Here is a 14,694-nt window from a genome sequence, read left to right on the forward strand (position 1 = left end):
CGATGCATTACTATCAGCACGCCTATATCGATGGCGCGTCGCGAGATTTTGCGGCGCGTGCGAGCCTGACCCTCCTGGACTCCTTCACAGAACAGCCACTCGCCGAGGTTGCCTTGGCCGGCGAGGGCGAAGCCTGCGCGGCGGTGAATGCGGCGAAACTGGCCTTCGAAGGCTGGTCGCGCACGCCGGTGGCCGAGCGGGCGGCCGCGCTGCGCCGCATTGGCGCGTTGCTGGCGCAGGAGGGGGACTTCCTGGCCGAAGCCATCACGCGTGAGGTCGGCATGCCCTTCAAGCTGTCGCGGCGCATCCAGGTGCAAGGACCGGTGGCCGCGTGGGCGACGTATGCGGACCTCGCCGAGCGCTTCAACTTCAGCAGCAAGATCGGGCATTCGGTGGTTACCCAGGAGGCCGTCGGCGTGGTGGCGTGCATCACGCCATGGAACTATCCACTGCACCAGATCACGGCCAAGGTGGCGCCAGCGCTCGCTGCCGGCTGCACGGTGGTGCTCAAGCCGTCCGAGCTGGCGCCGGCAGCCGCGTTCGCGCTGATGCGCGCGGCCGCAGCCGCCGGCTTGCCGCGCGGGGTCTTCAACATGGTGATGGGCGAAGGCGTGGTGGTGGGCGAGACGCTTGCCGCCCATGCCGACGTGGATATGGTGTCGTTCACCGGCTCGACTGCCGCTGGCAGGCGCGTAGCCAGTGTGGCGGGCGCGGGCATCAAGCGGGTGGCGCTCGAACTTGGTGGCAAGTCGGCTTCCGTGGTGCTGCCCGACGCGGATCTTCCCTTGGCGATGCGCCATGCGCTGGGCGCCTGCTTCCTGAATAGCGGACAGACCTGCACCGCGACCACACGCTTGCTGGTACCAGCCACGCACTACGAAACCTGCGTGCAACTGCTGCGGCAGGGCATCTCCGGCTATGTCATGGGCGACCCGATGGCGCCGGCTACCACGCTCGGGCCTCTGCTGTCCGCGCAGCAACGCGAGCGCGTGCTGGGTTACATCGACGCCGCGCTTGCCGAAGGCGCCGAACTGATCGCAGGCGGGCGGGATGCCGGCGAACAGCCCTCCGCAGGTTATTTCGTGCCGCCTACCGTGCTCGGAAATGTCGGCGCGCACGCCAGGATTGCCCAGGAGGAGGTGTTCGGCCCGGTACTCACATTGATGACCTACGAATCGCTGGAGGACGCCATCGCGATTGCCAACGGCACCGTCTACGGACTGGCGGCCGCGGTCTGGTCGAGCGATCCGCAGCAAGCCATGGCGGTGGCCTCGCGCCTGCGTGTCGGCCAGGTCGACATCAACGGCGCCCGGTTCAATCCGCTGGCGCCGTTCGGCGGCTTCAAGCAATCCGGTGTGGGCCGCGAGAACGGCATCGCCGGACTCGAGGAATTCGTCGAACCGCGCGCCATCCAGCTTCCCGCCTGAACACCACAACGCGCATGCAACCACAAGGACACAGTCATGGCCTACGAGCAAGTCAAGTATGAAGTCAGCGACCTGGTCGCCACGATCACCTTCAACCGCCCCGATCGCCTCAACGCGCTGACCCGGATCATGGAGGCGGAAATCCGCGAGGCCATGCAACAGGCCGACCGCGATCGCGACGTGCGTGCCATCGTCCTGACCGGCGCCGGGCGCGGGTTTTGCGCGGGCATGGATATGGATGAGCTGGAAGTGCTACCTCCGGGCGATATTCGGGAGGAGAAGTGGATGCGCCCCTTTGATATGAACCGCCGCGCCGATTACCAAACGCGCTATTCCTACTTCCCGGCGGTACAGAAGCCAATCATTGCCGCCGTCAACGGCGCGGCCGCCGGGCTGGGCTTGATCATGGCGCTCTATAGCGATATCCGTTTCGCCAGCGAGACTGCGGTCTTCAGCACCGCCTTCGCCAAGCGGGGCCTGATCGCCGAGCACGGCATCGCGTGGATACTGCCGCGCGTGGTCGGCCCGGGGCATGCCGCGGATCTGCTGCTGTCGTCGCGCAAGGTCACGGCTGAAGAGGCGCTGCGCATGGGACTGGTCAACCGGATCACGCCGCCCGATGCGCTCCTGGCCCAGGCGCACAGCTACGCGCGCGATCTCGCCGACAATGTGTCGCCGCGCTCGATTCGCGTGATGAAGCGGCAACTGTGGGAGACCCCGTATCAAAGCCTCGGCGAGGCGATCATGGATGCCAACCAGGAAATGTTCCTGAGCATCCAGAGCGCGGATTTCAAGGAAGGCGTGGCACACTTTCAGCAGCGGCGGCCGGCAGCGTTCACTGGGGAATAGCCGCAGCCGTTGCGTCAGCTTCCCGCAGCCAGCGCCATAGCGTGGCGGGCTGACGCCGCCTTGGCCGGCCTGGCGCCTGTGTCGCCCACCGCCGGGCGGCGTCGTGGGCGACACAGGCGCCCCGCCGCCCGCCCATGGACAACTCGTACGACGCCATCAAAAGGATCCAACTATCGACATAAAATTCAAATGTATGACTGTCCAACGAAGCGGGGTAACCTCAAACCATTTATCGGCATGAGAGCACGCTGGTGGTGATCTATCCACTCGAAACGGGCGAATGATAGAAAGACTGAACCGGACCATGATGGAGAAGGTACACATTCTGCCAGGCTCGACCGGATCCTCGACGAAAGGACGAAAAGCTCGCAAACCAGAAGCGGAGGCCGCATTAACCCTCCGAGAGTTCGAGCAATGGTTGACGTATGAAACTGGACAGACCTACCATCACAGTGCCCATCGAGGCTTAGGTGGCGCGACGCCATACTCCGTGTTGTTGGGGTTGTCTGAAGCATCCAGGCCGCGGCTTCTCCCCGACTCGGCTGCCGAAGAACTTCGCTTCCTGATTCAGTTCCTGCCGATGAGCCGTCGCACTATCCAGGCTGAAGGCTTGACGCTGTTCTATCCGCACTATTGGCATCCGATCTTTGCCGCCTGGCGTGCTCGGAACGCGCGATGCCGAGATCGCGTTACAGACGGACGCGCAGATTTAGCAGCCGGTTCGCGCGCTTTGAGGTGCCTAGCTGGCAAGAGTCTGCGTCTTTCAGGGGGCTTGCTCTCCGCGTTTGAGCGGATTCTGCCGCTGCGCCGCCCCTCTAACTTGCCTCGGCGCGAGATGGTCACCACGGTTCTTGCTGCAAGTGGTGGGTTGACCGGGGAAGTCTCAAGATTGCTTAATGTTGCGGCCGAACTGGCAATCCTGGATGGCCGAGAGATGATCGATCTTTCTCACATCGAGCAGGCCAAGAACGCCGGTCTCTGACGAGCGGCGATCATGGGGCCCAGACGTAGCGGGCCACGACGAGTCCGTTAGCGCACATATGGGCACCGCTAGCAGAATTAACGATCGGCAACAACAGCAGCTCGCTCAGCCAGCGGCGGCCTGAGGTGAACAGGAAGCCCACTCCTCGAAGCGGGAACGACCTGCCGCTACCCAGTCAGCGCCTGATCATTCCACCGTCACACCTGCTTCCTTGATCACTCCCGTCCACTTCTGAATCTCGGCTCTCAGATAGGTCGCGAATTCCTCTGGCGTGCTGCCGACGACATCGACCCCTAGATTGGCAAGCTTGTCGCGGACCTCAGGCATCGCCAGCACTTTCACGATATGGGCATGAAGCGACGCAATCACTGGAGCTGGCGTGCCTGCCGGCGCCAGCACCCCGCCCCAAGAGACAGACTCGAAGCCCTTGAGGCCGACCTCCGCGATGGTCGGATATTGGGCGAGCGACTTAGGCCGGTTTTTCGACGCCGTGCCAAGCACCCGCAGCCGGCCACTGGCGATGTTCGGCGCCGCAGCGATCGAGGTTGCGAAAGCCATCGTCACGTGTCCGCCCATCAAGTCGGTCATGGCCGGCACATCGCCCTTGTACGGCACGTGCACGATATCGATGCCCGCCATCTCCTTGAACAGCTCCGCGGTGAGGTGGGTCGCCGAACCTGGTCCGCCCGAGGCGAACTTGACCGAGCCGGGGTCGGCCTTGGACCTGGCGATGAGGTCCTGCGTGGTTTTGACCGGCGACGACGGATTGACAAGCAAGACCAGCGGGACCGTGGTCGTCAGCGTGACCGGCACAAAGCTCTTGATAGGATCGAACGGCAGCCTTCGATACAGGCCCGCATTAATTGCGTTTGGACCGACATTGCCCATTAGGATGGTGTACCCGTCAGGCGCGGCCTTGGCAACTGCTTCGGTCGCAATGATCCCATTAGCGCCAGGCCGGTTCTCGACGATAAACGGCTGTCCATAGCTTTCCGTCAGCTTCTCGGCGATCAAGCGCGCGGTGACATCCGAGGCGCCGCCCGGCGGATAGGGCACGACGAAGCGTACCGGCTTTTTCGGGTAGTCCTCGGCGTGCGCGCCGAACGTCGCGACGCCTAGAGTCAGGGTGGCGAGCAGTCTGACAAACAGCCGGCGGTTTATCAATCGATTGATCATGAATGGCTCTTTGTGAAGGTAACCGAGAAGTGAAGTTCGGTTGGCGACGGGCTAGGCCACGGCCTCGCCAAGATACAGGCCTACGCGGCGTAGCGCGGGCTGCAGCCGTGCCATGGGGAGTTCCGGGCATGGCGTCGCAGCCTTTGCGGAAAGCGCGGCAGCAATGCCGGCGGCCTCGCCGGTGGTCATGCATGGTGCCATATTGCGCGTGGCCCCATGAGCGTAGTTGCTGACCGAAATGCACCGGCCCGCAGTGAGCAGATTTTCCATGCCCTGCGGCAGCAAGGAGCGGTACGGTATGTCGTAGGCGCCGTTGCCGCCGATATCGATATGCTCCTGCGACTTGCCGTCGGGATGATGGATGTCGACCGGGAAGCAGCCCTGGCCGATGGTGTCGGCAAACTTCCGGCCGGCGCGGATGTCCTCCTCGTTCAGTTCATAAAGCCCGTTGACGTTGCGGGTCTCGCGCACGCCGACGAAGGCGTTGGGCACGAACGACGCCCGCTCGAAGCCCTCGACGTTGGCGCGCAGGAAAGCGCCAAGCTTCTGCAACTGGCCGGTCAACTCCACCGTTGCGCGCGACAGCGCGAGTGGATCATTTCCATCGATATTCGCCAGTCGGCTGCCATTGAAGTTCAACTGGTCCGGCCACACGGTGTTCGTCCAGAACTGGTGGTCGTCGTGGTCATAGACCCCAAGCTCGCGCAGAATGCCGTTCCAGCGCGTAAAGGTACCGTGGAAATAAACTGGAATGGGATCGGCGACGCCGCGTTTAGTGGCCCAGGCCGGCGGGTGTTCCGACAAGGCCTGGCAGGCGCGTGCGGTGTCGACCGAGACTACGCGCATCATCATCGACACCGGTTGCATCGCGCCGGAGCCCGTCCAGCCGGTGCGCACCGGCGCCCCTGCCATCGATGCCAGATCTGCATCGCCAGTGGCGTCGACAAAGGTGCGTGCCTTGAGATATCCCAGCTGGCTCTTGCTGCAGACCAGCACGCGCTCGACACGACCATCTCTAGCCTCGGCATCGACGAGCACGGTGTTGTAGAGGATGGTAACGCCTTCGCGCGCAAGCATCTTTGTGGTTTCCATGCGGAACAGGTCGGCATCGACCGGCGTCACCGAATGCACGTACCCCTCTGGAAGCGGCACATGGCCGACCGCCCCGCCCTGCTCGACCAGTCGGTCGACGATTTCCTGCGCCAGGCCGTGCACAACCTGGCGGCCGTCCTTGGTCTTGAAGGTGTGGATGCAAAGGCCGGTGGCGGCGTTGCCGCCGATGAACGGCCTCGGCTCCAGCAGCACGGTGCGCGCGCCTTGGCGGGCCGCCGCGATCGCCGCACAGATGCCAGTGACGCCAGCGCCAGCGACGAGCACGTCAAAGGTGTCTTCGATGAGAAAACCGGGATTCAGCATGATTCGTTTCTCGAGGTAGGGGAGCACCGAGTATGCAACAGCGCGATCGCTGCTACTATTGATCAATTATTATTGATTCATAAAATATCGAGATGAATATCACCCTTCGGCAACTGCGTGCCTTCGTTGCGGTCGCCCAGCTGGGCGGCTTCTCGGCCGCAGCGGTGCGGCTGCACCTGACACAGTCGGCGCTCAGCACGCTGGTACGCTCGCTCGAAGAAGAGATCGGGGTGCAGCTGTTTGAGCGCACGACGCGCTCCGTCAAGCTCAGCGACTCGGGTCGCGATTTCTTCCCATTGGCCGAGCGCCTGCTGGTTGACCTGCATAGCGCCGTGACTGAGACGCGCACCCGAGCCGAAAGGGCGCGTGGGCGTATTGTCGTTGCCGTCACACCGACCTTCGCATCGACGCTGCTGCCGGCGGTGCTGGATCGTTATCGTGTCGAGCACCCAGACGTGTTCGTCGTGCTGCGCGACGACGTCGCCCCAAATGAAATCCGCCGGCTAGTCCACGATAGCGAGGTCGACCTGGGCATCGGGCCGCTCGACCGGGCGCAGCGCGAACTGTTGGTAGGGGATGTGCTGATCGACGACGAACTGGTGCTGGCCTGTCCGCAGGATCATTACCTGGCGCGCAAGAAGAGCGTGTCATGGGGCGACCTCGCAGACCTGCCCATTATCGGCTTCCCCCGCGACAATGCGCTCCAGTCCCTGGTGGACGACGCGACCTCGGCGACCGGCTTGCGATTGCACTCGCGATACGAAGTGTCCTCCATCGCTACCGCAGTGGCGCTCGTTGACATCGGTCTCGGCGTCAGCGTGCTGCCTTCATACACCGCAACATCGCGCCGAGTCGGCCGGGTAAAATACCGGCGCCTGCTAAACCCGCTGGTTAAGCGCGAACTCTGCTTGCTCAGACTGCGCGATCGGGCTATGTCCAGCGCCGCCCACGCATTTGCCAATGTGCTGCTTGATCACATGAATGCCTTGCACAAACGCCCGGCCTCGAAGCCGCGCTAGGGGAGGCGTCCTTATAAGCAAGCGCCTCCCTATGCAAATTGTGGAAAGCATCAAAGTTCTGACCGAATCGGAACGCCGTCGTCGGCGTTCAGTGTAGGAAAAACTGGCCATCGTGCAGCTTTGTCGTCAACCATGCGCTACGCCAATCCGAAGTCACTGCTGCCGCCATGGGCGAGCTAGATCCTATGAGACAGACAAGCCGATGCCTAAAAATCAGGGTTCGTCAGAAAAATGTGTGGGTTGACAAAGGCTCGGGAAGGCTCCCAAGTGCATGATATAGCGCGATTTCCGTCGCCCTGAAAGTTCGAAACCCGTACGATTTTCTCATCGTGACTTTTGCCTTGTTGTTCAGACCCTCGACGACGCCGCTGGAGAACTGCTTGCGCGCACGGAAGTAGTCGAGGATCAGCTCACGGTGGGCACGCACGGTGCGGGCGAACTTCTTCATGGGCTCGATGCGCGAGCGCATCACCTGAGTACACCACTGGTCGAGGAATTTCCCAGCCCAGTCCGGTGAGATGTAATCCCAGAGCTGCTGGAATTCCTCTTTGAGCAGCCAGGCGCGTACGGTGCGCAGGTTGTACTGCAGCAAGTCACGCATGCGCAGCCGCTGTTTGTCGGTCAGATTTTCCGGGCGTTTGAGCAGGCACCAGCGGGAACTCTTGAGCACCGGCTCGTATCCATCGCGGACCATGCGGCGCGATTCGTCAGCGCGGACCTCATCGATGGCCTTATTCATCTTCGCAACGATGTGGGAGCGGTCCAGGATGTTCAGCGCATTGGGGCAATGCAGCGCAATCATCTCAAGGTAGGGCTTCCACATGTCCGAGCAGACGAACTCAACCTTCTCACATACCTGTTTGCCGATCATGGCGAAGAACTTGGCGAAGCTTGCCTTCGTGCGCTCCTGCCCCACCCATAGCAGACGCGTACAGCCGGCCTCGATATGGTAGACCAGGGTGGGGTACTTGTGTCCACGACCATACTGGATCTCATCGACGCCAATGGCACGGATCGTACCGAGTTCGCGATGGGCCAGCCCCCAGTCCACCACCTACTCCACCGCGTTGAAGACTTTCTCCCAACTGGTGCGGAAGCTTTGTGCCGTCTCCTTCCACGACAGCTTGCGTGCCCACTGCGCCAGGAACAGCATGTAAGCGCGGGTGAGCGTGTGCTTGCCGTTTGCCCACGGCAGGGCTTCGACTTTGACACCACAGTCACGACAATCGACGCGCCGCATGGTATAGAGCAGGAAGACGGCAAAACCCCAGACCGGAATAAATTCGAACCTGCGCTGTGCGAGCGTGTCGTAACCTCGCGCAGGCTGGCTACAGCATGAGCAGATCGGCTTCGAGCCCTTGCGCGGACGCACGTCGATCTCGATGGACTGGGTTGCCTCGCACAGCCGCGCACCTTCATAAACGAAACCTGGAATATGATGGCAGGCATTCAGCAGGCGGGTCAGCAACATGGTTAGCAGGAGCAGAAGCGACAAGGGCAAAACCGCTATTGTCCCCGAACAGCAAACGCTCGCCCAGTACATTCCAGACCTGGATAACTGGCCTGCTTCGTGGCGAGTCGTTGACGAAGATATTTCGACTGGAGAGGCAATCGTAGCAATACTCACGCCTTTCCTGGAGCATCTCCCAACGTTGGGATATACGCGCAAGACATTGCTTCGGCACCGCGATCACATCTGGATGCTGGGCGGTGAAATGATCCGACGACGCCATGAAGATCCCGATCTCCTCACTCTTCCTGTGGCAACCCTCCTGGACAAGATCATTGAGGAAGACGGCGGTCCTCTCATTTGGCCAGCTATCTCCGAGTCCGAACAAAATGCCTTTGATGCAACTTGTCGCAAGCTCTATCAGTACCTCAATCGGGCTTCACCTGGCTAGCCGCGCATCCTCTTTCACCCACAGATTTCCCCGGCGAGCCTGAAGCGAAGATAGCCAGCGTCGGCCGGGACGGGACTAAGGCACCGCTGCAATTTTCACCGCGGCAGCACTTTCCCGAACGATCAGCTCCGGCTCGAATTCGTCCTGCAGATCTCCCCGCCGTGCCGTGCCTTCTATCTGCGCAATGATGTTCCTCGCGGTCAGTTCGCCGATACGCACGGGGTTCGAACGCATGGTTGTCAGGGTGGGCGTGATAAGTTCTGCGACCTGCCAGTCCCCGAAACCGGTCACGGAGATATCGGCCGGAATGGACCGGCCCAGAGCGCGGCACTCGGCGATGGCGGCGACCGCGATGAAGTCGTTTATGCAGATCAGTGCAGTAGGCCGATGTGGACTGGTCAGACAGGCGCGCGCTGCGGCGCGGGCCGGCTCGACCTCATAGGGAGTGGGCAGGACCAGTTCCTCGCGCAGCGCGATGCCGTGTTCGCTGAGCACGTCCTTGACGCCTTCCAGCCGCTGGACCGACAGATGCTGGGTGTTCAGCGGCCCCGGGAGGACGGCGAATTCGCGGTGCCCAAGGCCTACCAGATAGGCGGTCAGCCGCCGCATCGCGAGCCGGTTGTCGTAGCCGACCGTCGGATGGCTGCCTTCGCGATCTGTTGCCCACATCAGCACATAGGGGACATTGTGCTTATGGATAAGAGAGAAGACTTCGGGATGGTGCTGCGAGCCGATGATGGCGATGCCGTCCACGCGCCGCTCCAGCAGTTCCCGCGCACAGCGCAACTCGATTTCGCTGTTGTCGCGATGACACGTCAGAACAACGGTATAGCCTAGCGCTTCGAGCTGCTTCTCAAGGGTGTCCACAGCTCTTGCGTACAGTTCGTTCATCAGCGTCGGCGCAATGATGCCGATGGACATGGTCCGTCCCGAACGCAGGATTCGGGCAGCGGCAAAGGGCACATAGTCCAGGCTGGCAATCGCTTCCTGCACGCGCTTCAGGGTCTCTGGCCGCAGCAGTTCCGGTGCCGACAACGCGCGCGATACGGTGGCGGAAGACACGCCGGCAAGGAGAGCGACCTGTTTCACGTTGACCATATTCGGCATGCCTCGAAAACGAAGGGACGAGCAAGGTTGGAGTGAATGATGAGCCTGTCCACGAGTCGCATTGTATCGCGGGGGGCAAGTCCGCGGGTTAGGAACGCCACGCAAGCGCCGGTCGCGGCAAATGCGGCGGCGCTTGCCGCGGCTAGTCGAGCCGCACCTTCGCAGAGTCCGCAACCTTTTTCCATTTGGCGAGTTCGGCGCGAAGGAAGGCGTCAAACGACTCCGGCGTGCCGCCGACGATCTCGGCGCCGTGAGCCCGCAGCTTCTCCCGGATGTCCTGATATTGCAACGCCTTGTTGAACTCAGCATTCATCTTGGTGATGATGGCCGGCGGCGTGCCCGTCGGCACCATGAAGCCGCCCCAGGATACGGCCTCATAGCCGTTAATGCCCAGTGCTTCGTCTACTGTGGGAACATCCGGCAAGGACGGGAGGCGCTTCTTGCTGGTGACCGCAAGCGCGCGCAGCTTGCCGCTTTTGACCTGCGGCATGCCGGCTAGGGCTGTCGGCAGCGCGACATGGATCTGGCCGCCCAGCACGTCGGTCAAGGAGGGGCCGTCGCCCTTGTAAGGGACATGCGCCATCTTGACGCCCGCCATGGTGTTGAGCAGTTCGCCCGCGAGGTGGTTGCTCGCCCCGTTGCCTGCCGAGCCGAAGGTGATCTCGCCAGGCTTATCCTTGGCCATGGCGATCAGTTGCTTCAGATCCTTGATGGGTGAGTTCGCCGCGGTGACGATGATCAGCGGAACGGTAGTCGCCAGGATCACGGACGCGAAATCCTTGACCGAGTCATAGGGCAACTTCGAATAAACCGCAGGATTGATCGCATTCGGACCAAGGTTGGCCATCAGCACCGTATATCCGTCCGCGGCCGATTTCGCCACCAGTTCGTTGGCGATGATGCCGTTGGCGCCCGGCCGATTCTCGATGACGACCGATTCTCCCCAGGCCTGGCTAAGCTTTGCGCTCAGCAGCCTGGCGGTGACATCTGAAGCGCCGCCGGGCGGATAGGGCAAGACCACCCGGACCGGCTGGGCGGGCCAGTCCTTGGCCGCAGCGTGCTGCCACCCCGAGATCGCTGCCAGGCAAAGCAGGGTGGCGGACGCTTGTCGTAGATATCGATGCATGATGGGGTCTCCTGTCTCCTGATGCGATCCTGCTTCGGGATCGCGCTTGTGCTACCTGCGGTTCAAATCGTTCCTCCCTTGCGCAATACCGAAATCCGGTCCGCGGACCAGCCGAGGTCGCGGCTCAGGATGTCGTCCGTATGCTCGCCGAGCACTGGCGGGGCACGCCGATACTCGACGGTGGAGCGGGAGAACTTGATCGGGTTGGCGATCTGCGGCGCGATCGCTCCGCTTCCATGGGGAAGCGAGAACACCATGCCGCGCGAGCGCACTTGCGGATCCGACAAGGCCTGCGGAATCGAATGGATCGGTCCGCACGGCACGCCGGCGGCTTCCAGGTCGACCAGCCAGGCCGCCGTTTCGCGGCCACGAAATCGGCCCGCCAGCAAGGACACCAAGCCCCCGCGGTGCTTCAGGCGCGCGGCGTTGGTCGCGTAGCGCTCGTCGCGTGCCAGTTCGCCCAGGTCCAGTGCGCCGCACAGTGCGCCGAACTGCCGGTCGTTGCCGACTGCAACGATCAGCGCGCCATTGCTGGTCGCGAACGATTGGTACGGCGCGAGGTTCGGATGGGCGTTACCCCAACGTCGTGGCTCGGAACCCGCTACCAGGAAGTTGGAAGCCTGGTTCGCAAGCCACGCGACCTGCGTGTCGAGCAGGCTCATGTCGATGTACTGGCCGCGCGCGCTCCCTACCCGTTCGAACAAGGCGCTGACGATGGCCACCGACGCGTACATCCCTGTCATCAGGTCCGAGATGGGTACGCCGCATTTCTGCGGTCCTCCGCCGGGGAGGTCGTCGCACTCGCCGGTGATGCTCATGAGCCCACCCATGGCCTGCACAACGAAGTCGTAGCCGGCCCGGTGACTGTACGGCCCGGTCTGCCCGAAGCCGGTGATGGAACAGTAGACCAGGCGTGGATTGAGCTCCGCCAACGTGTCGTAGTCAAGGCCATAGCGCCGCATGTCGCCGCATTTATAGTTCTCGACGAAGACGTCGGCCGTCTTCGCCAGTTCGCGGAGCACGGCCTGTCCCTCCTCGCTGCTGACGTCCACGGTGATAGAGCGCTTGCCACGATTGGCGCAAAGAAAATAGGCCGACTCAGCCGTCGGGGTGCCGTCTTCCCGAGCAAGGAAGGGCGGCCCCCAGGCGCGCGTATCGTCCCCGCTGCCGGGCCGCTCCACCTTGATCACGTCGGCACCGAGGTCCGACAGCAACTGGGTGCTCCACGGTCCCGCAAGGATGCGGCTCAGGTCGAGCACCCGGATGCCTTCCAAAGGTCCTGCCATGGTTTTGCCTCCTGTGAATGCCAGAGCGCGTCAGCTCGGGTCGAACAGTACGCCGGGATTCAGGATCTGCTTCGGGTCGAACGCTTGCTTTGCCGCCTTCAGCGCAGTGCAGAACAGCTCGGGCCGCTCCTTGTCATACCAGGGCCGATGGTCCCGTCCGAGCGCGTGGTGGTGCGTGACGGTGCCGCCGGCGTCCACCATGGCCTGTTCGGCCACCCGCTTGATTGCCATGTACTGCTCGGGAATACGGGCCTTGTCCCCATAGGCAAACCAGGTGAAGTAGGGCGCAGGGCCGTCCGGATACAGGTGGGTGAAGCGGCAGGTCACTGAGCCCGGGCGGCCCGTCACTTCGCGGATGACGCGATGAGTCTCGGTCTTGACGTGCTGGTGAAGCGCGGCGAAGCGGTCCCACGTGACGGCTGTTTCCATGGTTTCGCGCATGACGCCGCGTGCAATGGCGTACTCGCGCAGATAGGGTCCGCGCAGGAACTTGTTGCGCCAGCTTGCCGTCGCCGAATCGGCGCCTTCCTCCTTGGTTGACGGAGCAGTATCCCAATCGCCGGCGCATTCTGCGCAGACCTCCAGTGCTCGCGCCATCCACGCATCGACCGGGTGATCCGCTGACTCGAAGCCCAGCACGAGGATGTCGTAGGTGCCGTCGCTTGAGCCGGTGTAGGCTGCCTCCTCCCGCTCGACCAACCGCGCGTTCGCGGGGTTCAGGCCCGACTGGGACAGCAGTCGCGTCGCCTCCACGGCCTTCGCATAATCGCGGAAGCGCACCGTGGTCTGCTTGCGGAAGATCGGGCGGCGGTGCAGCTTGACCCAGGCCTCGGTAATGATGCCAAGCGCGCCCTCCGAGCCCAGAAACAGCCGGTCGGGATTGGGGCCCGCGCCCGATACCGGAAAGCGGCGCGACTCGATATTGCCCGCGGGAGTCACGACCTTGATGCTTTCGATGTGGTCGTCGATCTGCGTGTATGCGGTGGCGAAATGCCCGGCGGCGCGGGTCGCGATCCAGCCCCCCAGCGACGAGAACTCCCATGCCTGCAGGAAAAAGCGCATGGTCAGCCCGGTCGGCTTGAGTTGACGTTCCAGGCTCGGCCCGAGCACGCCGGCCTGGATGCGCGCGGCTTGCGAAGTCTGGTCGACTTCCAGCACTTTGTCGAAATGTTTTAGGTCGAGTGTGAGGACGCCTCGGTAGCGATCGTGCTCCGGAGGGTTCACCCCGCCGACCACGCTGGAGCCGCCGCCGTAGGGAACGACGGCGAGCTGTTGGCGGCCGCACCAGTCGAAGAGATCGACGATCTCCTGTTCGGTCTTGGGATACGCGACGACGTCTGGCGGATTCGTGAACTCCTTCCGAATGGCCCGCGCCACGTCCACCGTACCGGCGCCATAGGTGTGATAAAGGCGGTCATAGTGGTCGGTCGTGCAGATCTCGCGCAGCGTTGCAGGCGGCTGAACGCGCGGGGCGCGGAGCTCGATTTCGTCCGCAGTGGGGAAGGGCATGGCCTCGAAGTGCTCGACGCCTAGCAGCCGGCTCCACGCGGCCTCGAACTCCGAGATTTCCTCCGGCGTGACGGTGTCCCCTTCGTAGCCCCAGCCATAAAACTTCCGACGGCGTTCCTGCATGTCGATGTCTCCTTCGTGGTTTTCGTTCGATGTAATCGATTGCATTACATGGCAAAAAAATATCGCATAGCCGCAGAGTGATTAGAAAAACTGGCAATGCAATCGATTACATCAGTCTAGGCGAAGAGAGAACGATGTCAAGGCCGAAAGGGTGATTTTCAGCAGAAGCGGGACGACGATGGGAGACATGCGCAGAAGCGGGGCAAGGGATTGAGGGCTAGAGGCACGGGTGAGCGGGCGCGCTGCTGTCGTATCCGGAGTCGTCGTGCGAACCCGCTTGCCGCGAAACATGCCGCGCAAACTCTGCTGCTTCCTTGCGGTATGCCCGCATGGATGCAGATGTGCTTGGGGTCTGACCAAGATTCGCGATTGTATAGGGGTAGGAAACGGCTTGCGCCGTCCCCTCCCTCCGAACCCGGTGCGCGGTTTTCCCGCGACGGGCTCTCCAGTCAGTTGTTTCCACATCGGGATTGGCGCGCCAATCGAAGGGCCTCGGACATCGTGAACAGCCCAAGATTAGCGAAGAAGGCATTTGGCCAGCGGGTGTGATCGCGAAGGCAATGACCCTGCCCCGGACGATGAAGCTGTCGGCGCAAGATCGCTCGCAGACGGCGATGCAATGATGCTCTCGATCGAGTCGCCCCTGTTACGCTTGGTCAGGGCCCGGATTTTATCCCGCAACCCCATCAGACTCTTCTTGCGCACCCACCGTTGGCCCGCCTCGAACCGGTAACCGAAATTCGTCGAGAAGCTTGAAGATATCGTTGGCCTGT

11 protein-coding genes and 2 pseudogenes are annotated in these 14,694 nt (G+C 62.5%); 6 read left to right on the forward strand and 7 right to left on the reverse strand.

Annotation, left to right across the window (positions count from 1 at the left end; translation table 11 throughout):
• Positions 1–2 precede the first annotated feature (2 nt).
• The 3 genes from CF70_RS11245 to CF70_RS37665 all read left to right on the forward strand — a co-directional run bounded on the left by CF70_RS11245 (position 3) and on the right by CF70_RS37665 (position 3,258).
• On the forward strand, positions 3–1,427 hold the full coding sequence (locus CF70_RS11245; protein ID WP_035864210.1) for an aldehyde dehydrogenase family protein: 1,425 nt from the start codon (positions 3–5) through the stop codon (positions 1,425–1,427).
• Between the two features lie 36 nt (positions 1,428–1,463).
• Positions 1,464–2,276 carry an enoyl-CoA hydratase gene (locus tag CF70_RS11250; protein ID WP_035864213.1) on the forward strand — a complete coding sequence of 271 codons (813 nt, stop codon included), beginning with the start codon at positions 1,464–1,466 and terminating at the stop codon, positions 2,274–2,276.
• A gap of 304 nt (positions 2,277–2,580) precedes the next feature.
• Positions 2,581–3,258: a Mu transposase C-terminal domain-containing protein gene (locus CF70_RS37665; protein WP_235184995.1), complete on the forward strand. Its 678-nt coding sequence runs from the start codon at positions 2,581–2,583 to the stop codon at positions 3,256–3,258.
• Positions 3,259–3,444: 186 nt separating this feature from the next.
• On the opposite strand, the gene CF70_RS11260 is transcribed toward CF70_RS37665, so the two are convergent.
• Together CF70_RS11260 and CF70_RS11265 are read right to left on the reverse strand one after the other, a co-directional pair.
• Positions 3,445–4,434, reverse strand: a complete 990-nt coding sequence (locus CF70_RS11260) for a Bug family tripartite tricarboxylate transporter substrate binding protein (protein ID WP_035864215.1) — start codon at positions 4,432–4,434, stop codon at positions 3,445–3,447.
• A gap of 51 nt (positions 4,435–4,485) precedes the next feature.
• Complete coding sequence (locus tag CF70_RS11265) at positions 4,486–5,850, reverse strand: FAD-dependent oxidoreductase (RefSeq protein WP_035864216.1); 1,365 nt, start codon at positions 5,848–5,850, stop codon at positions 4,486–4,488.
• A gap of 92 nt (positions 5,851–5,942) precedes the next feature.
• Here CF70_RS11265 and CF70_RS11270 point away from each other — a divergent pair, with 92 nt between their 5' ends.
• Both CF70_RS11270 and CF70_RS37670 read left to right on the forward strand, forming a co-directional pair.
• Positions 5,943–6,869 (forward strand): LysR family transcriptional regulator, encoded by a 927-nt coding sequence (locus CF70_RS11270; protein ID WP_035864217.1) that lies wholly within the window; start codon positions 5,943–5,945, stop codon positions 6,867–6,869.
• Between the two features lie 31 nt (positions 6,870–6,900).
• Positions 6,901–7,041, forward strand: a pseudogene (locus tag CF70_RS37670) (IS3 family transposase); the annotation flags it as partial.
• 51 nt (positions 7,042–7,092) lie between these two features.
• Here the strand turns inward: CF70_RS37670 and CF70_RS11275 are convergent.
• Positions 7,093–8,340: pseudogene (locus CF70_RS11275) on the reverse strand (ISL3 family transposase).
• Here CF70_RS11275 and CF70_RS11280 point away from each other — a divergent pair.
• Entirely contained in the window at positions 8,339–8,770 is a 432-nt protein-coding gene (locus tag CF70_RS11280; protein ID WP_035864218.1) for a hypothetical protein, read from the forward strand. The pseudogene CF70_RS11275 and the gene CF70_RS11280 sit on opposite strands and share 2 nt — an antisense overlap.
• A 75-nt stretch (positions 8,771–8,845) precedes the next feature.
• Here the strand turns inward: CF70_RS11280 and CF70_RS11285 are convergent, their stop codons facing one another.
• From CF70_RS11285 to CF70_RS11300, 4 genes are all read right to left on the reverse strand, one after another.
• Positions 8,846–9,868 carry a substrate-binding domain-containing protein gene (locus tag CF70_RS11285; RefSeq protein ID WP_035864220.1) on the reverse strand — a complete coding sequence of 341 codons (1,023 nt, stop codon included), beginning with the start codon at positions 9,866–9,868 and terminating at the stop codon, positions 8,846–8,848.
• Between the two features lie 151 nt (positions 9,869–10,019).
• The gene (locus CF70_RS11290; RefSeq protein ID WP_035864221.1) at positions 10,020–11,003 is read right to left on the reverse strand and encodes a Bug family tripartite tricarboxylate transporter substrate binding protein; all 984 of its coding nucleotides are present in this window, start codon (positions 11,001–11,003) and stop codon (positions 10,020–10,022) included.
• A gap of 62 nt (positions 11,004–11,065) precedes the next feature.
• Complete coding sequence (locus CF70_RS11295) at positions 11,066–12,289, reverse strand: CaiB/BaiF CoA transferase family protein (RefSeq protein ID WP_035864222.1); 1,224 nt, start codon at positions 12,287–12,289, stop codon at positions 11,066–11,068.
• Between the two features lie 30 nt (positions 12,290–12,319).
• Entirely contained in the window at positions 12,320–13,921 is a 1,602-nt protein-coding gene (locus tag CF70_RS11300; protein WP_035864242.1) for an FAD-binding oxidoreductase, read from the reverse strand.
• Positions 13,922–14,694 lie beyond the last annotated feature (773 nt).

This window comes from Cupriavidus sp. SK-3, from assembly GCF_000611145.1.
Taxonomy (GTDB): Bacteria; Pseudomonadota; Gammaproteobacteria; order Burkholderiales; family Burkholderiaceae; genus Cupriavidus.

Coding starts and splice junctions, on each gene's coding strand:
- CF70_RS11280 (WP_035864218.1), top strand. CDS start 8,339: ATGGTTAGCAGGAGCAGAAGCGACAAGGGCAAAACCGCTATTGTCCCC.
- CF70_RS11245 (WP_035864210.1), top strand. CDS start 3: ATGCATTACTATCAGCACGCCTATATCGATGGCGCGTCGCGAGATTTT.
- CF70_RS11265 (WP_035864216.1), bottom strand. CDS start 5,850: ATGCTGAATCCCGGTTTTCTCATCGAAGACACCTTTGACGTGCTCGTC.
- CF70_RS11250 (WP_035864213.1), top strand. CDS start 1,464: ATGGCCTACGAGCAAGTCAAGTATGAAGTCAGCGACCTGGTCGCCACG.
- CF70_RS11295 (WP_035864222.1), bottom strand. CDS start 12,289: ATGGCAGGACCTTTGGAAGGCATCCGGGTGCTCGACCTGAGCCGCATC.
- CF70_RS11260 (WP_035864215.1), bottom strand. CDS start 4,434: ATGATCAATCGATTGATAAACCGCCGGCTGTTTGTCAGACTGCTCGCC.
- CF70_RS37665 (WP_235184995.1), top strand. CDS start 2,581: ATGATGGAGAAGGTACACATTCTGCCAGGCTCGACCGGATCCTCGACG.
- CF70_RS11290 (WP_035864221.1), bottom strand. CDS start 11,003: ATGCATCGATATCTACGACAAGCGTCCGCCACCCTGCTTTGCCTGGCA.
- CF70_RS11300 (WP_035864242.1), bottom strand. CDS start 13,921: ATGCAGGAACGCCGTCGGAAGTTTTATGGCTGGGGCTACGAAGGGGAC.
- CF70_RS11285 (WP_035864220.1), bottom strand. CDS start 9,868: ATGGTCAACGTGAAACAGGTCGCTCTCCTTGCCGGCGTGTCTTCCGCC.
- CF70_RS11270 (WP_035864217.1), top strand. CDS start 5,943: ATGAATATCACCCTTCGGCAACTGCGTGCCTTCGTTGCGGTCGCCCAG.